This window comes from Paraburkholderia sp. (assembly GCF_004298475.1).
Classification (GTDB): Bacteria; Pseudomonadota; Gammaproteobacteria; order Burkholderiales; family Burkholderiaceae; genus Paraburkholderia; species Paraburkholderia denitrificans.
In genome coordinates, this window is sequence record NZ_SCRP01000009.1 from 39,586 (window position 1) to 58,370 (window position 18,785).

Sequence of the window (18,785 nt, forward strand, 5' to 3'; positions counted from 1 at the left end):
CGGCGCCGGGGCAGAGGCTTACGATGCAGGCGACGCCGCGCGGCTCGCGTGCGCGCCGCTCGCCTCGTGCGCGCCGCTCGCCGCTGCGGGATGACCGGTCGAAGGTTTGATCTTCGCGCCGTCCGCGAGGCGGTCGAGGCCGTCGGTCACCACGCGCTCGCCCGCCGCGAGGCCCGAGACGACCACCGTGTGCTTGCCGTCGCTCGGCCCGAGCGTGACTTTGTGGACGGAGACGGTGTCGTCGGCGTTCACGAGATAGACGTAATCGCCGGGCGCGCCGGTCTGCACGGCGGGCGTGGGCACGAGCACGGCGTTTTGCAGCGTGTCCACCAGCAGCGTCACGTTCACGAATTCGTTGGGGAAGAGCGCTTCGTCGTTATTGGGCAAGCTCGCGCGCAGCGTGACCGTGCCGGTGGCCGTCGCCATCTGGTTGTTGATCGCGAACAGCTCGCCGGTGGCGATCTGCCGCGTGTTGTCGCTGCTGAAGATCGCGACCGGCAGCTTCGCGCCCGCGTTGACACGCTGCAGCACGTTGCCCAGCGCATTCTGCGGTACCGCGAACTGGACGGTGGTGGGTTTCATCTGCGTGATCACGACGATGCCGGGCTGGCTCGACGCGGTCACGAAGTTGCCCGGATCGACGAGCCGCAGGCCGACACGTCCGGTCACCGGCGCCGTGATGTGGCAATACTCGATGTCCAGGTTGAACTGCGCGATGCTCGCGAGATCGGCTTTGACGGCGGCCTCGGCTTGCTGGACGACGAACTGCTGGTTGAAGAACGTCTGCTCGGCGATGGACTGGCGTTCGTGCAACAGCGTAAAGCGCTGCAGGTCGGCACGGGCCTGGGCGAGCGCGGCCTGGTCTTTCGCGAGTTGCGCCTCGGCCTGCTGTTTGCTGATCTCGTACTGGCGCTGATCGATCTGCGCGATGAACTGGCCTTTCTCGACGTCCTGGCCTTCGTGATAGCCCACGGCGGTCAAGAAGCCGCTCAATTGCGGCAGGACCGTGACGGTGGCGATGGGCGTAATCGTGCCGAGTGCGTTGAGCGTCACGGGCATCGGGCCGAGCGCGACGGTGGCCACGGTGACGACCTGCACGGCCGGCCCGCCTGCGGGCTTCTTGCCGCGCAGCAGATGCACGACCACGAGCGCAATCAGGACGATGACGATGAGGGCGATCACGAGCGGGCCGCGTCGTTTGCGTGGCGGCTGTGCCGGCGGTTGCGCGGGTGGCGGGCCGGGCGGCTGTTCCGGCGGCTGCGATGGTTTTTGCGGCTGCTTTTGCGATTCCGGTTGCGATTTCGGCTGCGATTGCGGGGTTGGCGCGGTGCTCACGCTTGCCTCCATCGGTAAGCGGTCACTGAAAGTCGGCGTGCCTGTTCGCACGCGGGAGCGGCGGGCATCGGAAGCGCGGATTCCGTGTGGCGTGTTGAACGCGGTGGCCGTATCGTGTCGACGGCATGCCCGGAGCTTTCGGATCGCTGCATACGCATTCTCATGGTTGTTATGTCGCCGCCGCGCAGCCAGACGGGCTACGCGGAGAAGGCTCAGACTCGAAGTCTAACTAACCTGGGCGTGGATTTCGAAACGTCAGTAATTTGAAAGATTTTCGCGTATTACAACGACCCGATTCTGTGACGTGTTGTAACGCGGCGCGATGAAACCGGCGCGAGGCTGGCGTATTGGTCAGCGAGCGTTGTCGCGTGCACGCAGCCGGGTGAAAGGGTGCTTGAACTGCGCGTGCGATCTGTACGGAAGAAGGAAGAGCCGTCGCCACGGCAAGTGGCGCGCGCGAGGCGAGTGCATGTTGCACCCGGACTCGCGCTGGCCTGGAGAGTGACTGCGATGGTTGCTGCGATGGTTACTGCGGCATTCAGCGTGTTCCGGGGCCGGAAACATACCGGCCTGTCACGGGACGATGCGCGTCAGCCTTCCTTGCCGTCGATGCGCGCCCTCAAGAGCCAGGGCGCATAGCGCGCGAAATAAGCGCCGAACGCGATGATCCAGCAAACCGCCGACACGTTGATCGCGACGAACGTCAATTGCGGAGCGAGCGCCGGAACCAGCGCGCGAAAGAGTGCCGCGAGCACGAGCAGCGCATAGCAGGTTTTCTCGACGGCCCCTGCCACGAGCGGCCGGCCGGTATGGCCGCGCGCCGTGCGCGTGATCATGGCCATGATCGCGCCGCTGACTGCGCCCACCGTGAACGCGTGGATCGCGAGCGAATGCGGGACGACGCCCAATGCCGCCAGAGCGAGCATCAGGAAGCCGACGGCAATCCACGAATAGGCGATATGAAGGATCGCGAGGATCGGACGATTGCCGACATGCCAGACGCGCCAGCCGATCACCCGCATGGCCTGGACGACGGCGGCGGCAGCGGCGGCAACCGCGAGCACGGGGCCGGACACGCCGAAACCATCGAGCACGAACGGAAGCAAGGTCAGCGGCATGATGCTGGCCTCGACGAAGCGCCACTTCTTGATCGTCTGTCCGGGAATGGCGTTCGTGGTGAAAGTCGGAATCACGCGCCCGCCGATGATCGTCACGAACAGCACGAGCAGGCCGACCGCCATGTAGGCGCTACGCAGCGCCCAGTCCATGTGTCCGCTCGCCGCCGAAAAGTGGAAGGCGAAGTTCGTGGTTGCCAGCAGTGCGAGCGCGGCGGGCAGGAAGATGTTGTGTTTGTTCTGCCCATGCACGAGCACGCGCAGCAGAACGATCGCACTGACCGGCAGGAACGCGATGTCGACGGTCATGGCGACGGCGGCAGGCGCGCACGCCACCGCGACGCGGCCCGCGAGCCACAACACGCACAGCGCAATGAGCGATTTGCCCGCGGCGGGCGTCACGGATGTCCATGCCCGCACGGCGGTCAGCAGGAAGCCCACCACGATTGCCGAGGCGAACCCGAAGATCATCTCGTGGACGTGCCACAGCGAGCCCGGCAGATACGCGTGCAGTGCGGCTATCGGAAAGCCGTCGAGTTCGGCCAGCCACGCGAGGACGGCGGCGGTGCCGAAGAGTGCGCCACCCAGATAGAACGGGCGGAAGCCAAGCGCCCACAGTGCGAAACCGCGCGGAGCGGGCGGAGCTGGCGGAGCTGGCGGCGCTGGCGGAGCGACGCGTGGCTGTTCACGCGGCTTTTCGCGCGGCTGTTCGTCAATTCGGATGAGGGCCATGCTTGCTCTCCAGCAAATAGATTGATTTTATATGAATCTTATATGCGATGCAGCCGTAGCGCGGATGTGGCAATTCCACGCAACGGTCGCCTGGGGTCCGGCATTCTGCTCTCCCGCGGCGTATCGCCGCGCCTGGTCGAGAGACCGTCGGCTTCATTTTCCATGGCGCTCCGTGTGCTCTTCGTGACGAGACATGTTTGCAGGCATGGCGAACCTCGCCGCTTCAATATAGGGATCGAGGCGGTGCGCCTGATCGGGTTCGTGATCTTGATATCGTGTGCAGCACTGTCGCCAGTGCGCAACACAAATAGATCACAATGTGAGTAATAATACCGGTTAATCAGAACAGGCGCAGAACCGGCGTGGCGGATTAGCCGATACCGTTCATTTCGCCTCACTGCCCGCACTATTTGCCCGCACAACGATTATCAGAAAAGGGCGGCACAGTTTGTCAAACACGCGAGACGCGTGAAAAAACCCTCGAACGCCCGCCCGTACTAATCCGGATGGGGGGTGGAGGAGTAATCAGAACGGAGTAGTGTCCGTTTGTCACACGATCCGCAAGGGTAATGGAATAGCGCCGAATACTGCGTAAGCTGGCTTACAGTTAAATCCGTGAGCAAGCCTAAAAATGATCACGCAGAATATCCCCGGCAATAACAGCAATAATCAAGGCGCCGCATAGCGCGTGCTTGGATCGAGCACTTTCGCTTTCACCATCTGCTTTGCAGTCTGGATGATGTTTGCGATTCTCGGTATTCCGCTTAAAAAGCAGCTTCATCTCACCGACGCGGAATTCGGCCTCGTTGCCGCCATGCCCGTGTTGACCGGTTCGCTCGCACGCGTGCCGCTCGGCATCTGGACCGACCGCTTCGGCGGCCGGATCGTGTTCTTCCTGATCATGCTCGCAACCGTCGTGCCGATCTGGCTCGTTTCGTATGCGACGCAATTCTGGCAGTTCCTCGTGCTCGGCCTGTTCGTCGGCTTTGCGGGCGCTTCGTTCTCGGTCGGCACGCCCTACGTCGCGCGCTGGTTTCCGAAGTCGCGCCAGGGCCTCGCGATGGGCATCTTCGGCGCGGGTAATTCCGGCGCCGCACTCAACAAGTTCGTTGCGCCGGTACTGATTGTCGCGGCCGGTACGTGGACGATCGTGCCGAAGGTCTACGCCGTCGCGATGCTCGTCACGGCGTTCGGCTTTCTTCTGCTTTCGTCGAGCAATCCGGCGCATCGCGTCGTCGGCGGGACGCGGGCCGGGAATCCGGTCAAGGTGCTCGGCGATCCGCGCGTCCTGCGCTACGCGCAGTACTACTCGGTGGTGTTCGGCGGCTACGTCGGGCTCTCGCTGTGGATGCCGCAGTACTACGTGAACCAGTACGGCTTCGGCATCGAGGCAGCGGCGTTTCTCGCGGCCTGCTTCTCGCTGCCGGGCGGCGTGCTGCGCGCGATGGGCGGCTGGCTTTCCGACCGCTTCGGCGCCTATCGCACGACGTGGGCCGTCATGTGGGTCGCGCTTGCCGGTTTCTTCGTGCTGAGCTACCCGTCGACCGACTTCGTGATCCACAGCGCGCACGGCCCGATTGCGTTCCATCTCGGTCTGGGCCCGGTGTTCTACACCGTGATCATGTTTATCGTCGGCGTGGCGATGGCCGTGGGTAAGGCGTCGGTCTTCAAGTTCATCGGCGACAGCTACACGGACAACATCGGCGCGGTGTCCGGCGTCGTCGGCCTGGCCGGCGGCCTGGGCGGCTTCGTGCTGCCGATCCTGTTCGGCCTGCTCGTCGATCTGACCGGTGTGCGCACAACCTGTTTCATGCTGATGTTCGGCGCCACCGCAGTCAGCCTGTTGTTCATGCACTTCTCGTTCCGCCCCGAAGCGCTCGCCACGGCGCGCGCCGCAGAGGAGCGCGCAGCCCAGCAAAAAGAGGCACGCCCGGCACAGGCAGCAGACGCGGTACGCGCACACGAAGCGCTGGCCGACTGATTCCCACGCGCGTCTCACTTGCGGCGCGCTTTTTTGATTGAGCAAACAACATGTCCAAATATCTGTTAACGCAGTGGGAGCCGGAGAATGCCGGTTTCTGGAAGGCGAGTGGCGAGCAGGTGGCCAACCGCAATCTCTGGATCTCCATTCCTGCGCTGATGCTGGCGTTCGTCGTCTGGTCGCTGTGGAGCGTCGCCGTCGTGAATCTCGACAAGGGCGGCTTCCACTTCACCAAGAACCAGCTCTTCTGGCTCACGGCGCTCCCCGCGCTTTCGGGTGCGACGCTGCGCATTTTCTATTCGTTCCTCGTGCCGATTTTCGGTGGACGGCGCTTCACGGCCATTTCGACGGCCAGTCTGCTGATTCCGGCGCTCGGCATGGGCTTCGCGCTGCGCGACCCGTCGACGTCGTATGAAATGCTGCTCGTGCTCGCCCTCCTGTGCGGCTTCGGCGGCGCGAACTTCAGCTCGTCGATGGCCAACATCAGCTTCTTCTTCCCGAAGAAGCGCAAGGGCTTCGCCACCGGCATGAACGCGGGCATCGGCAACCTCGGGGTGTCGATGGTCCAGTTCGTCACGCCGATCGTGATCTCCACCGCCGCGTTCAGCGGTATTCTCGGCGGCGGTCAAACGTACGTCGCGAAGGGCGTCGAACACTCGATCTGGCTGCAAAACGCAGGCTTCGTCTGGGTTCCGCTCATCATCGTGGCAGCCATTGCCGCGTGGTACGGCATGAACGACATCGCCGACGCCAAGGCATCGTTCAGCGAACAGGCCGTCATCTTCCGCCGCAGCCACAACTGGCTGATGTGCTTCCTCTATGTCGGCACGTTCGGCTCGTTCATCGGTTTCTCGGCGGGTCTTGCGCTGCTCACGAAGGCGGAATTCCCCGCGATCAACCCGACCGCCTACGCGTTCCTCGGGCCGCTCGCAGGCGCCATGACGCGTCCGCTCGGCGGCTGGATCTCGGATCGCCTCGGCGGCGCGCGCGTCACGCTCCTCACGTTCATCGCGATGATCGCGGCGGTGGCCGGCGTGATCGCCTTCCTGCCGGCCGCGGGCTCGGCCGGCAACTTCGGCGGCTTCCTCGCCATGTTCATCGTGCTGTTCGCGCTGACCGGCATCGGTAACGGCTCCACGTTCCGCATGATTCCGGTGATCTTCCTCACGCAGCATCAGCGCGCCGCGAACGGCAAGGGTCCCGATGCGCAACAGCGCGCGCTCGCCGAGGCCGGCAAGGAATCGGCTGCGGTGCTCGGCTTTGCCGGTGCGATGGGCGCTTACGGCGGCTTCTTCATCCCGAAGAGCTTCGGTACGTCGATCGACGTCACGGGCTCGCCGGTCACGGCCCTGCTGTGCTTCATCGGCTTTTATGTCGTGTGCGCAGCGGTCACGTGGTTCTTCTACGCGCGCCGCAACGCGCCGATGCCCTGCTGATTCTGATTCGCACGGGAAGCCGTGCGCGCATGGGTGGACTAGTCCTTCAGGCGTAGTTCGGGCCGGGCGGGCTAGTCCTAATGCGTTTGCGGGCTGCTCCTGCTGGCGAATAGGCGGGCGGGCGCGCGCTGGTCATACTCATGCAGCACGAATTCGCTGAGTCCACGCGGTCGCAGACAGCTCACTGGGCGCAGCTTTAGTTTCGGAGAACAAGATGAGTTACTTTCTGGACCGTCTGAAGTTCATGTCGCGCGTGAAGGCGACGTTCTCAAACGGTCATGGCGCGGTCGTCGACGAGGACCGCAAGTGGGAAGACGGCTATCGCAGCCGTTGGCAACACGACAAGATCGTTCGATCGACGCACGGGGTCAACTGCACCGGATCGTGTTCGTGGAAGGTCTACGTGAAGAACGGCCTCATCACGTGGGAAACCCAGCAGACCGATTACCCCCGCACGCGCGCCGACCTGCCCAATCATGAGCCGCGCGGCTGCCCGCGCGGCGCTTCCTATAGCTGGTACGTCTATTCGGCGCAACGCGTGAAGCACCCGATGATCCGCGGGCGCCTGATGGACCTGTGGCACGAGGCGCGCCGCACGCTCGGCCCGGTCGAAGCGTGGGCTTCGATCGTCGAGAATCCCGAGAAGGCTGCGCGCTACAAGCGCGTGCGCGGGCTCGGCGGCTTCGTGCGCGCCGACTGGGACACGGCGGCCGAAATCATTGCGGCCGCAAACGCCTACACGATCGGCAAGTACGGCCCGGACCGCGTGGTCGGTTTCTCGCCGATTCCGGCGATGTCGATGGTTTCCTATGCGGCCGGCGCGCGCTACCTGAGCCTGATCGGCGGGGCGTGCCTGTCGTTCTACGACTGGTACTGCGACCTGCCGCCGTCCTCGCCGCAGGTGTGGGGCGAGCAGACCGACGTGCCCGAATCCGCCGACTGGTACAACTCCACCTATCTGATGGTGTGGGGTTCGAATGTGCCGCAGACGCGCACGCCCGACGCCCACTTCTACACCGAGGTCCGCTACAAGGGCACCAAGACCGTTGCGGTGTCATCGGATTTCGGCGAGATGGTCAAGTTCGGCGACATCTGGCTCGCGCCGAAGCAGGGCACCGACGCGGCGCTCGCGATGGCGATGGGCCACGTCGTGCTCAAGGAATTCCACGCGAGCGGCAAGTCCGCGTACTTCCGCGACTACCTGAAGCAGTACACCGACATGCCGCTGCTCGTCACGCTCGCCGAGCGCGACGGCGCGACCGTGCCGGACCAGTTCCTGCGCGCGTCGCAGCTCGCGGGCGGTCTGGACGAAGCGAACAACCCGCAGTGGAAGACGCTCGCGATCGATGCGACGACCGGCAACATCGTCGCGCCGAACGGTTCGGTCGGCTTCCGCTGGGGCGAGTCGGAACACAACGACGGCGCGAAGGTCGGCCGCTGGAATCTCGAACTCAAGGACGGCGGCAGCGGTCGCGAAATCGATCCGCGCCTGTCGCTCGTCGCGGAGCACGACGAAGTCGTCGAAGTGAGCTTCCCGTATTTCGGCGGGGAACACGGCGCGCTGCTCGCACGGCGCGTGCCGGCAAAGCGCGTCGCGCTGGCGGACGGGACGAGCGTGCTCGTCGCCACCGTGTACGACCTGCAGATGGCCAACTACGGCGTCGACCAGGGCCTCGGCGGCCCGAACGTCGCCGCGTCGTATGACGACGACGTGCCCTGCACGCCCGCCTGGCAGGAAAAGCACACGACGGTGCCGCGCAAGCTCGTGATCCAGGTGGCGCGCGAATTCGCGGACAACGCGGATCGCACGCACGGCAAGAGCATGGTGATTCTCGGTGCGGCGCTCAACCACTGGTATCACAACGACATGATTTACCGCAGCATCATCAATCTGCTGATGATGTGCGGCTGTATCGGACAAAGCGGCGGCGGCTGGGCGCATTACGTCGGCCAGGAAAAGTTGCGTCCGCAATTTGGCTGGGCGCCGCTCGCGTTCGCACTCGACTGGTCGCGCCCGCCGCGCCAGATGAACGGCACGTCGTTCTTCTACAACCATACGAGCCAGTGGCGTCACGAAAAGGTCGGCCTCGACGAGATTCTCAGCCCGGGCGCCGATCATAAGCGCTACGAGGGCCTCAGCATGCTCGACCTCAACGCGAAGTCCGAGCGCATGGGCTGGCTGCCGTCGGCGCCGCAGCTTGGCACGAATCCGCTCGACCTCGTCGACGCGGCGAAGCGCGAAGGCCGCGAACCGATCGCCTACACGGTCGAGAAACTGAAGTCGGGCGCGCTCGATTTCTCGTGCGACGACCCCGACAATCCGGTTAATTTCCCGCGCAACATGTTCGTGTGGCGCTCGAATATTCTCGGCAGCTCGGGTAAGGGCCACGAGTATTTCCTCAAGTACCTGCTCGGTACGCAGAACGCGCTCTTCGGCGACGAAGCGGACGCCATCAAGCCATCGGAAGTGAAGGTGCGCGAGGGCGCTGAAGGCAAGCTCGACCTGCTCACGGTGCTCGACTTCCGCATGAGCACGACCTGCCTCTATGGCGACATCGTGCTGCCGTCGGCGACGTTCTACGAGAAGGACGATCTGAACACGTCCGACATGCACCCGTTCATCCATCCGCTTTCGGAGGCGGTGCAGCCGTTGTGGGAGAGCAAGAGCGACTGGGAAATCTACAAGACCATCGCGAAGAAGTTTTCGGAGATCGGCGGCGCGCATCTCGGCACGCGCACCGACCTCGTCTGCACGCCGCTCATGCACGACACCCCGGGCGAACTCGGCCAGGCGTTCGAGCCGAAGGACTGGCGTCATGGCGAATGCGACCTGATCCCCGGCAAGACCGCGCCTGCGATGACGCTGGTGGAGCGCGACTATCGCGAGATCTACAACAAGTTCACCTCGGTCGGGCCGCTGCTCGACAAGCTCGGCAACGGCGGCAAGGGCATCAACTGGAACACCGTGCACGAAGTGGGCGAGCTCGCGAATCTCACGGGCACGTCGCGCCACGAGGGTGTGACCCAGGGCCGTCCGCGCCTCGAAACCGCAATCGATGCGGCTGAGATGATCCTCACCTTCGCACCGGAAACGAATGGTCATGTGGCGGTGAAGGCGTGGGACGCGCTCTCGAAGATAACGGGCCGCGATCATACGCACCTGGCCGAAGGCCGCGAGCACGACAAGATCCGCTTTCGCGACGTGCAGGCGCAGCCGCGCAAGATCATCTCGGCGCCGACGTGGTCGGGCCTCGAATCCGAGGAAGTCAGCTACAACGCGGGCTACACGAACGTGCACGAGCTGATTCCCTGGCGCACGCTGACCGGGCGGCAGCAGTTCTATCAGGATCACCGCTGGATGCTCGACTTCGGCGAGGGTTCGTGCAGCTACAGGCCGGCCATCAACACGAAGACCGTTGGGCCGATGCTCGGTGCGAAGCCGAACGGCGAACACGAGCTGGTGCTGAACTGGATCACGCCGCACCAGAAGTGGGGCATCCACTCGACGTACACGGACAACATCCGCATGCTCACGCTGTCGCGCGGCGGCCCGCACGTCTGGGTTTCGGAATCCGAAGCGAAGGAAGCCGGGATCAAGGACAACGACTGGGTCGAAGTGTTCAACGTGAACGGGACGCTGACCGCGCGCGTGGTGGTGAGCCAGCGCGTGCCGCGCGGCATGTGCCTCATGTATCACGCCCAGGAGAAGATCGTGAACGTGCCCGGCGCGGAGACGAGCGGCATGCGCGGCGGCATTCACAACTCCGTGACGCGCACGGTGCTCAAGCCCACGCACATGATCGGCGGCTATGCACAGCTCGCGTACGGCTTCAACTACTACGGCACCGTCGGCAGCAATCGCGACGAATACGTGATCGTGCGCAAAATGAACAAGGTGGAGTGGCTCGAAGGGCCGCTCGTCGAAGGAGCAGCATCATGAAGATCCGCGCCCAGGTGGCGATGGTCCTGAACCTGGACAAGTGCATCGGGTGCCATACGTGCTCGGTGACCTGCAAGAACGTGTGGACGTCGCGTGACGGCGTCGAGTACGCATGGTTCAACAACGTCGAGACGAAGCCCGGCATCGGTTATCCGAAAGAGTGGGAAAACCAGAAGAAGTGGAACGGCGGCTGGAAGCGCAATGACGACGGCAGCATCGAGCCTCGCCAGGGGACGAAGCTCAAGGTGCTCGCGAACCTGTTCGCGAACCCGAATCTGCCTGCCATCGACGACTACTACGAGCCGTTCACGTTCGACTACGAGCATCTGCAAAAAGCGCCGCTTTCGCAGACGCCGCCCACGGCGCGTCCCGTCTCGGTGATCACCGGCAAGAAGATGGACAAGATCCACTGGGGTCCGAACTGGGAAGACGACCTCGGCGGCGAGTTCGAATCGCGCGGACGTGACGCGCTCTTCGAGAACGTGCAGAAGGAGATGTATTCGACCTTCGAAAACACGTTCATGATGTACCTGCCGCGCCTGTGCGAGCACTGCCTGAATCCGGCGTGCGTCGCATCGTGCCCGTCCGGCTCGGTGTACAAGCGCGAAGACGACGGCATCGTGCTCGTCGACCAGGACAAGTGCCGCGGCTGGCGCATGTGCGTGTCCGGTTGCCCGTACAAGAAGATGTACTTCAACTGGAAGACCGGCAAGGCCGAAAAGTGTGTCTTCTGCTATCCGCGTATCGAAGCCGGTCAGCCGACCGTGTGCGCGGAAACCTGCGTGGGCCGCATCCGCTATCTGGGCGTGCTGCTCTACGATGCGGACCGCATCAGCGAAGCCGCATCGGTCGAATCGGAGCAGAGCCTCTACCAGGCGCAACTCGACGTGTTCCTCGATCCGCACGATCCGGAGGTTCAGGCCGAAGCTCGCCGCCAGGGCATCGCGCAAAGCTGGCTCGATGCGGCCGTGCGCTCGCCGGTCTACAAGATGGCGTGCGAGTGGAAGATCGCGTTTCCGCTGCACCCCGAGTACCGCACGCTGCCGATGGTCTGGTACGTGCCGCCGCTCTCGCCGATCCAGTCGGCGGCCGACGCGGGCCACATCGGCAGCGACGGCATGATCCCCGACGTCGAGAGCCTGCGCATTCCGATGCGCTACCTCGCGAATCTGCTGACCGCAGGCGACGAAGCGCCGGTTGTCGCCGCGCTGCGCCGCATGCTCGCGATGCGCGCGTACAAGCGCGGGCAGGCCGTCGACGGGGTCGAAGATCCCGCGCTGCTCACGGCGGCCGGGCTCACGGCCGCGCAGGTCGAAGACATGTACCGCATCATGGCGCTCGCGAATTACGAGGACCGCTTTGTCGTGCCGTCGTCGCACAAGGAGATGGTCGAGGACAGCTTCAACGAGAAGGGAAGCTGCGGTTTCTCGTTCGGCAACGGCTGTTCGGGCGGCGTGACGGAAGGGTCGCTGTTCGGCTCGAAGACGCAAGGCAGCGTGGTATTCGCGGACATGCCGAAGTCGCGCCGCAAACTGACGCCGAGCACGTAAGGGGAGAGCCACACGATGTCGATCTATCCCGTTCTTGCGGCGCTGCTCGATTATCCGCAGCAGCCGCTGCTCGATGCCCTCGACGAAATCGACGCGGCGCTCGCCGCGCATCCCGACGCGGCGCGCGAGCTGGCGCCGCTCGTCGGCGAGCTGCGCGGCCGTTCGCTGATCGAGTCCCAGGAGGAATACGTCGCGACGTTCGACCGCAATCCGCGTCACTCGCTGCATCTGTTCGAGCACGTGCACGGAGAGAGCCGCGACCGCGGCCAGGCGATGGTCGATCTGCTCGCGGAGTATCGCCGCTTCGGCCTCGAAATCTCGACCAACGAGCTGCCCGATTACGTGCCGCTCTTTCTCGAAGTGCTCGGCCTCATCGATGCAGACGATGCGTCGGCGCTGCTCGGCGAAGCGGTTCATGTGCTCGCTGCGATCGGCAAGCACCTGTTGGACTCCGGCAGTGCCTACGCGAGTATCTTCACCGTGCTGTGCGAGATGTCCGCTGTTACGCCCGAGCCGCTCACCGTGGCACCGGTGCGCGACATGGACGAAGCGCTGGAGGTGTTCGGCGTCGGCGAGGATGGCGTCGAGCCGCTCATCATGCGCAGCGAGGTGCAGCCCGTCCATTTTCACCCGCGCGCCGAGCGGCTCAATGCAACGGCCCGTGCAAAGGAAATGCAATGAATACGTTCAACCAGTTCCTGTTCGGCATTTATCCGTACATTGCGCTCGCAATCTTTCTGTTCGGCTCGCTCGCACGCTTCGAGCGCGAGCAGTACACGTGGAAGACGGACAGCTCGCAGCTCCTCTATCGGGGACAGCTGCGGCTCGGCAACATCCTCTTTCACGCCGGCATTCTGGGACTCTTCTTCGGCCACATGTTCGGCCTGCTGACGCCCGTTGTCGTGTGGGACACCCTCGGCATGCCGCACAGCGCCAAGCAGATGGTCGCGATGGTCGCGGGCGGCGTGATGGGTTCGATGTGTCTCGCCGGGCTCGCGATCCTGCTGCATCGTCGTCTGTCGAACGAACGCGTGTCGGCTGTCACGCGCACCGCCGACAAGGTGCTGCTGCTGTGGATTCTCGTGACGCTGCTGCTCGGTCTTTCGACGATCGCCGAATCGGCCAGCCACATGGACGGCACGATGATGGTGCGGCTCATAACGTGGGCCCAGCACATCGTCACGTTCCGTGGCAATGCGGCAAGCTATGTGAGCGAAGCGCCGCTCATCTTCCGCGTCCATCTGTTCATGGGCATGTCGCTCTTCGTGATCTTCCCGTTCACGCGTCTCGTGCACGTGTGGAGCGGTTTTGCTTCAGTCGGTTATCTTTCGCGGGCATGGCAGCTCGTGCGTAGCCGTTAATCACCATCGACGGCCCGCAGTGCCGGGGCCGCAATTTACCCGGGTGATCAGCCTCGCGCGATCACCCGGTTTTTTTTCAGGAGTGTGGGCGCCATGGCACGTCTCTTTGGCATTGCAGGCCGTTCGGGGCAGGGCAAGACCACCTTGATCGAGGCGCTGCTCGCCCATTACCGGTCGCGCGCGCTCGTCGTCAACGTGATCAAGCACAGCCACCACAGGCTCGAACTCGAACCGCCGCGCAAGGACAGCGCGCGCTTTCGCGCGGCGGGCGCGGGCGAGGTGCTGATCGTGTCGCCCACGTCGTGGGCGATCCTGCACGATGGACCGGAACCGTCGTTCGACGCGCTCCTGGCGCGGCTCGGTCCGGCCGATCTCACGCTGGTCGAAGGCTACACGTGCGTGGATCTGCCGCGGCTCGAAGTCGTACGCGGCGGCAGCGGCTGCGGCAGTGGCTATGAAGCGCTTTACCCGCACGATCCGCGCATCGTCGCGATTGCGTCCGATCTCGTTCCCGACACGCATTTGCCGGTCTTCGCACTCGACGATGTGGCGCGCATTGCCGCATTCATCGGCGAGAGAGCGGCCGAGTACGCCGTTACGGACGCTTCGGCGGATAATGCAGCCTGAGCCGCACACAGATCCAATCCGCCATGCCACAGTCCACCGCCGTGTCGTCGAACTCTCGCAACGCTGCGCCGCGTGCGCCGTTTCGTCAGCGGCTTTCGACCCGCATCATCGTCCTCTCGGCGGTGGCGCTCACACTCGTGCTCTCGATGATCAGCGGCACGCTTTGGCTGTCGTGGCAGCTCGAAGGCGCGGGCGCGGCGATCAACGATGCAGGCAGCCTGCGCATGCGCGCAAACGCGGTGGCCATCGCGTTGTGGGAGACGCGCCTCGGCCAGGCCTCCCAGCTCGATGACCAGATTCGCCAGATGGACACCACGCTCAGCCGGTTGCGCGGCGGCGACCCGGCGCGTCCGCTCTTCCTGCCCAACGACAAGGTCATCCACGCGCAGTTCGCGCGCGTGGCGGCGGCATGGCAAGACGAACTGAGGCCCGCCGCGCTGCACGAACGCGATCTGGCCATGCGCGAACCGGGTGCGTATATCGCGCTGCTGCCGGGTTTCGTTGCCGAAGCCAACCGGCTCGTCAGCCTGATCGAGCATGAAAATTCGCGCAAAACGGCGTGGCTGCGCATGTCGCAGCTCGCGCTCGCCGCGCTGTCGTGCGTCGGAACCGCGGCCATCGTCTATATGCTTTATCTGTGGTTCGTCGTGCCGGTGCAGCGGCTGCAGGATGGGCTTTCGCGCATCGAGGCGCGGGAGTTCGACACGCGGCTGCCGGTCAACACCGAAGACGAGTTCGGACAACTTGCGAACGGCTTCAACCGGATGGTCGCGGAGCTGCAGGCGCTGTACCTCGAACTCGAGGCGCGCGTGGAGGCGAAGACGGCGCAGCTTGCCGCGCAAAATCGTGAATTGGCGCTGCTCTATGAAATGGCGGCATGCCTCAATTCTCCCGAAACGGCTGAAGTGCTGTGCCACGACTTCCTCACGCGCCTGATGCGCGAATTCAACGCCGACGGCGGTACGGTGCGCGTGATATCGGCCGAGGACAACAACCTGCATCTGCTCGCGGCCGAGGGATTGACGGAGGAACTGGCGAATGCCGAGCGGTGCATGTCCGCGCACAATTGCATCTGCGGCGTGGCGTCGTTTACGGATGAACCGGTGATCGGCGATTTGCGCATCATGATGGGCGACGACCGCGAACTCGTAAAACGCTGCGTGCAGGCCGGTTTTGTCACGGTTGCGGCGTTCGCCATTGTTTCGCAGGACGAGACGCTCGGCACGTTCTCGCTGCACTTCAAGCGGCCGCGGCAGATTCCGGCGTCCGAAATCCAGTTGCTGCGCACGCTCGGCCGGCATCTCGGCGTCGCGCTCAAGAACCGCCGTCTGGTCGCGCTGGCGCGGCAGCTTGCCGTATCCGAAGAGCGCAATCTCGTCGCGCAGGGCTTGCACGACAGCATTGCACAGGGCCTGAGTTATCTGAAGATGCAGGTGCAATTGCTCGGCGAGGCAGGGCGCGCGGGCAATCTTGATGAAATCCGGGAACTCGTGCCGCTTCTTTCGGGCGGAGTTGAGGAAAGCTATCAAGACGTGCGCGAGCTGCTGCTAAACTTCCGCACGCGGATCGGGCCGGGGGCGTTGCGGCCCGCCGTCGAAGATACGGTCGCGCGCTTTCGGCGGCAGTCGGAGGCCGAGGTGACGCTGGACTATCGCGACGAAGGCGGCCCGCCGCTGCCGTCCGATCAGCAGTTGCAGGTGCTGTTCATCCTGCAGGAAGCGCTTTCGAACGTGCGCAAGCATGCCGAGGCGCAGTCGGTGCGCGTTACGGTGGTCAACGGACGCGATTTCCGGCTGGTTATCGAGGACGACGGCATTGGCTACGAGCCGGCCGAGCTCGATTCAGCCGGTGAAGCGCACGTCGGATTCCACATCATGCGCGAGCGTGCCAAGCGCCTTGCGGCGGCGCTGCATCTCGACGGCAGGCCGGGCCACGGCGCGCGCGTGGAGCTGATTCTCGGCGCCCAGGCCCGCATGGCTGCGTGACGTGAATGACTTTTAAACTTACGCTCACATGACGATACGCATTCTGCTCATTGACGATCACACGCTTTTTCGTTCGGGCGTGAAGGCGCTGTTGCAGCGCCAGCCCGATTTCGAGGTGGTGGACGAGGCGGCCGACGGCGTAGGAGGGATCAAGCGGGCAAAGCAGCACACGCCGGACGTGGTGCTGCTCGATCTGAACATGCCGGGGCTCTCGGGAATCGAAACGTTGCAGCTGCTCGCACAGGACCTGCCTGGCACTGCGTTCGTCATGCTGACGGTCTCCGAGGATGCGGACGACCTGACCGCTGCCATGCGCGCCGGCGCGTGCGGTTATCTGTTGAAGGACATCGAGGCCGATACTTTGGCCGACGCGATTCGCAGGGCGGCGGCCGGTCACCCCGTGATTACCGAGCACATGACGGCGAAGCTTCTCGAACAGATGCGCAGACCGGTTCAGGCACCCGTGCCGCGCGCAGGCGATACGAGCGAAGCGCTGACCGCGCGCGAAGAGGAGATCGTGCGCGAACTGGCGCGCGGCGCGAGCAACAAGGAAATCGCGCGCACGCTCGATCTGGCCGAAAGCACGGTGAAAATTCACGTGCGCAATATTTTGCGCAAGCTGAAGATGACGAGCCGCGTGCAGATTGCGCTCTATGCGAAAGAGCGCGAGGGCAACGGGGGAGCGAGTGGCGCCGCGAGAAATATTGCCGCGGACGAATAGCGCGCTTCCTGCAATTTCCTGCGTTTTCCTGAAAGTCGCCGCGCGATGTTCTAACGCCGCCGCTTTAACACCCTCCCGCTTTAACACCGCGTTAGCCTCCGTCGCAGCACTGCGTGGCCGGCGGCCGCATTTGATTTAAATCAAATATTGTTGTGCAAACTCACTCGCTGCTAAAACACAGCTTGCTGCAGGTGAATTAGCATCCAGTGCGTTGTCGTCGGGCTCAAACCGTTGAAATGCCGCGCGCTTTCTCATGTCAAGGCATTCCCCGGATGAGAGTGGGCCAATTTCAGCGAATTCGCGTGACGGCTTGATATCCGGCATGATGCGGTCATGGCCCGCGTGTCCGGCTGCGAAAAGCTATCTCGATCTACTTCCCGATACTTTCAACCACGGCATTTCCGGCGCAGGCCGCCGTTTGCCCGGGCATATCGCCTGCGTTCTGGAGGGAGTTCGAAGATGGCCAAGAAATTTCCGCTGATCCCCAGTCATCCTGAAAGATTGTGCTGGGGTTGCGACCACTACTGTCCGGCTGAAGATATGCGCTGCGGCAACGGTCAAAGTCGAACTCAGCATCCGATCGAACTGCTTGGCGACGACTGGTATTTGCATGGCGATTGGGGCATCGAGATTCCCGCCGACGACAACAACGCTGAAGCCCAGGGCGGCTCGGAGCCTGCCCTGGCGGCTTTATGTAAATCGGATTAAACAGGTCGGATCAAAGCGAATCAGGAAGCCATCGTGAATGCGGACATTGTGATTGTCGGCGCAGGTCCAGTCGGACTGTGCCTTGCCCACGCGTTGTCGGGAGCCGGACTGCGGATCACGCTCGTGGAGAAGCAGGGGCGGGACGCGCTGAGCGAGCCCGCATTCGATGGACGCGAAATTGCGCTGACGCACAACACGGTGGCGCTGATGAAGCGTTGGGGGCTGTGGGAGCGAATCGAAGACGTCGCGAAGTCGCGTCTGGTCAACGCAAAGGTGTTCAACGGTGCTTCGTCGCGTGCGCTTCAGATCGGGCACGAACTGAGCGATCATCAGGAACTGGGCTGGCTGGTCGCGAATCAGCTGATTCGCAAGGCCGCTTTCGATGTCGTGGAAGAAGGGCGCGCGAGCAATCGGATCGAGCTCCTGACCAGCGAAGAGGTTGTCGGGATCGAAAACGGCCGCGAAACGATCGAGGCGAGCCTTGCCAGCGGGCGGAAACTCTCGGCGCGTCTGCTTATCGCTGCCGATAGCCGGTTCTCGCTGACGAGAAGAATGATGGGCATCGGGGCCGACATGCGCGATTTCGGCAAGTCGATGCTGGTCTGCTACATGACGCACGAGAAGCCGCATGATCACACCGCGTGGGAGTGGTTCGGCTACGGCCAGACGCTCGCGCTGCTGCCGATGAATCCGGACCCGGAGAGCGGCGCTTTCAGGTCTTCCGTCGTGGTGACCTTGCCGGGCCGCGAGATCGACCGGCTCCAGCAAGTCGACGCGCACGAATTCAACGCGGAAATCGAGCGCCGGTTTGCGCATCGCCTTGGCGGCATGAAGCTCGTGTCGACGCGCCACGCTTATCCGCTGGTTGCGGTTTATCCGAGGCAGTTCGTGGCCAGGCGTTTCGCGACGGTCGGCGACGCGGCCGTGGGCATGCATCCGGTGACGGCGCATGGCTTCAATTTCGGTGTGTCGAGTATCGAGTCGCTGGCGAACGCGATTTTGTCCGCGCACGGTGCAGGCAAGGATTTCGCCGACGATGCCGTGTTGAAGCGCTACGAGAGCCGGCACCGCAGGAGCACCCGTCCGCTGTATCTGATGACGGACGTCGTGACCACGCTTTATAACCGCGACAACCTTCCGGCGAAGCTGGCCAGGAATTTCATGCTGCACGTCGGCGAAAATCTGCCGCTGGTCAAGCATGCCATCGCCGCGCATCTCGCCGGAAGCAGGAAAGAAAACAGGAAAGAAGTCGCTGCCCGGTGAGTGCCCGGTGAGCGCCGCGCACCTTCAAAGC

Annotated in this window: 13 protein-coding genes; 11 read left to right on the forward strand and 2 right to left on the reverse strand. The window is 63.7% G+C overall.

The window, feature by feature from the left end; translation table 11 throughout:
• Nucleotides 1-18 precede the first annotated feature (18 nt).
• Together EPN59_RS04895 and EPN59_RS04900 are read right to left on the reverse strand one after the other, a co-directional pair.
• The gene (locus EPN59_RS04895) at nt 19-1,182 is read right to left on the reverse strand and encodes an efflux RND transporter periplasmic adaptor subunit (RefSeq protein ID WP_293034626.1); all 1,164 of its coding nucleotides are present in this window, start codon (nt 1,180-1,182) and stop codon (nt 19-21) included.
• 743 nt (nt 1,183-1,925) lie between these two features.
• Nucleotides 1,926-3,182, reverse strand: coding sequence for an NnrS family protein (locus EPN59_RS04900; protein ID WP_293034627.1), 1,257 nt, complete (start codon nt 3,180-3,182; stop codon nt 1,926-1,928).
• Between the two features lie 688 nt (nt 3,183-3,870).
• Here EPN59_RS04900 and EPN59_RS04905 point away from each other — a divergent pair.
• The 11 genes from EPN59_RS04905 to ubiM all read left to right on the forward strand — a co-directional run bounded on the left by EPN59_RS04905 (nt 3,871) and on the right by ubiM (nt 18,754).
• A complete protein-coding gene (locus EPN59_RS04905; protein WP_293034628.1) occupies nt 3,871-5,163 on the forward strand; it encodes a nitrate/nitrite transporter in 1,293 nt (430 codons plus the stop codon).
• 50 nt (nt 5,164-5,213) lie between these two features.
• Nucleotides 5,214-6,599 (forward strand): NarK family nitrate/nitrite MFS transporter, encoded by a 1,386-nt coding sequence (locus EPN59_RS04910; RefSeq protein WP_293034629.1) that lies wholly within the window; start codon nt 5,214-5,216, stop codon nt 6,597-6,599.
• A 214-nt stretch (nt 6,600-6,813) separates the two neighbouring features.
• The gene (locus EPN59_RS04915; RefSeq protein WP_293045626.1) at nt 6,814-10,539 is read left to right on the forward strand and encodes a nitrate reductase subunit alpha; all 3,726 of its coding nucleotides are present in this window, start codon (nt 6,814-6,816) and stop codon (nt 10,537-10,539) included.
• On the forward strand, nt 10,536-12,089 hold the full coding sequence (gene narH / locus EPN59_RS04920) for a nitrate reductase subunit beta (protein WP_293042126.1): 1,554 nt from the start codon (nt 10,536-10,538) through the stop codon (nt 12,087-12,089). The genes EPN59_RS04915 and narH overlap by 4 nt, the downstream gene beginning before the upstream one ends.
• Nucleotides 12,090-12,104: 15 nt before the next feature.
• A complete protein-coding gene (gene narJ, locus EPN59_RS04925; RefSeq protein WP_293042128.1) occupies nt 12,105-12,770 on the forward strand; it encodes a nitrate reductase molybdenum cofactor assembly chaperone in 666 nt (221 codons plus the stop codon).
• On the forward strand, nt 12,767-13,450 hold the full coding sequence (gene narI / locus EPN59_RS04930) for a respiratory nitrate reductase subunit gamma (protein WP_293045629.1): 684 nt from the start codon (nt 12,767-12,769) through the stop codon (nt 13,448-13,450). Before narJ ends, narI begins: the two co-directional genes overlap by 4 nt.
• 93 nt (nt 13,451-13,543) lie before the next feature.
• A complete protein-coding gene (gene mobB, locus EPN59_RS04935) occupies nt 13,544-14,077 on the forward strand; it encodes a molybdopterin-guanine dinucleotide biosynthesis protein B (protein WP_293042134.1) in 534 nt (177 codons plus the stop codon).
• A gap of 23 nt (nt 14,078-14,100) precedes the next feature.
• A complete protein-coding gene (locus EPN59_RS04940) occupies nt 14,101-16,062 on the forward strand; it encodes a type IV pili methyl-accepting chemotaxis transducer N-terminal domain-containing protein (RefSeq protein WP_293042137.1) in 1,962 nt (653 codons plus the stop codon).
• Nucleotides 16,063-16,090: 28 nt separating this feature from the next.
• A complete protein-coding gene (locus tag EPN59_RS04945; protein ID WP_293042140.1) occupies nt 16,091-16,783 on the forward strand; it encodes a response regulator transcription factor in 693 nt (230 codons plus the stop codon).
• A gap of 459 nt (nt 16,784-17,242) precedes the next feature.
• Entirely contained in the window at nt 17,243-17,491 is a 249-nt protein-coding gene (locus EPN59_RS04950; protein WP_293042146.1) for a DUF3079 domain-containing protein, read from the forward strand.
• Between the two features lie 33 nt (nt 17,492-17,524).
• Complete coding sequence (ubiM, locus tag EPN59_RS04955) at nt 17,525-18,754, forward strand: 5-demethoxyubiquinol-8 5-hydroxylase UbiM (protein ID WP_293042149.1); 1,230 nt, start codon at nt 17,525-17,527, stop codon at nt 18,752-18,754.
• Nucleotides 18,755-18,785: the final 31 nt, after the last annotated feature.

Excerpts from the sequence above, each read along its gene's own strand:
- mobB (WP_293042134.1), top strand. The coding sequence starts at position 13,544 with ATGGCACGTCTCTTTGGCATTGCAGGCCGTTCGGGGCAGGGCAAGACC.
- narI (WP_293045629.1), top strand. The coding sequence starts at position 12,767 with ATGAATACGTTCAACCAGTTCCTGTTCGGCATTTATCCGTACATTGCG.
- EPN59_RS04940 (WP_293042137.1), top strand. The coding sequence starts at position 14,101 with ATGCCACAGTCCACCGCCGTGTCGTCGAACTCTCGCAACGCTGCGCCG.
- narH (WP_293042126.1), top strand. The coding sequence starts at position 10,536 with ATGAAGATCCGCGCCCAGGTGGCGATGGTCCTGAACCTGGACAAGTGC.
- narJ (WP_293042128.1), top strand. The coding sequence starts at position 12,105 with ATGTCGATCTATCCCGTTCTTGCGGCGCTGCTCGATTATCCGCAGCAG.
- EPN59_RS04950 (WP_293042146.1), top strand. The coding sequence starts at position 17,243 with ATGGCCAAGAAATTTCCGCTGATCCCCAGTCATCCTGAAAGATTGTGC.
- EPN59_RS04910 (WP_293034629.1), top strand. The coding sequence starts at position 5,214 with ATGTCCAAATATCTGTTAACGCAGTGGGAGCCGGAGAATGCCGGTTTC.
- EPN59_RS04915 (WP_293045626.1), top strand. The coding sequence starts at position 6,814 with ATGAGTTACTTTCTGGACCGTCTGAAGTTCATGTCGCGCGTGAAGGCG.
- EPN59_RS04900 (WP_293034627.1), bottom strand. The coding sequence starts at position 3,182 with ATGGCCCTCATCCGAATTGACGAACAGCCGCGCGAAAAGCCGCGTGAA.
- EPN59_RS04945 (WP_293042140.1), top strand. The coding sequence starts at position 16,091 with ATGACGATACGCATTCTGCTCATTGACGATCACACGCTTTTTCGTTCG.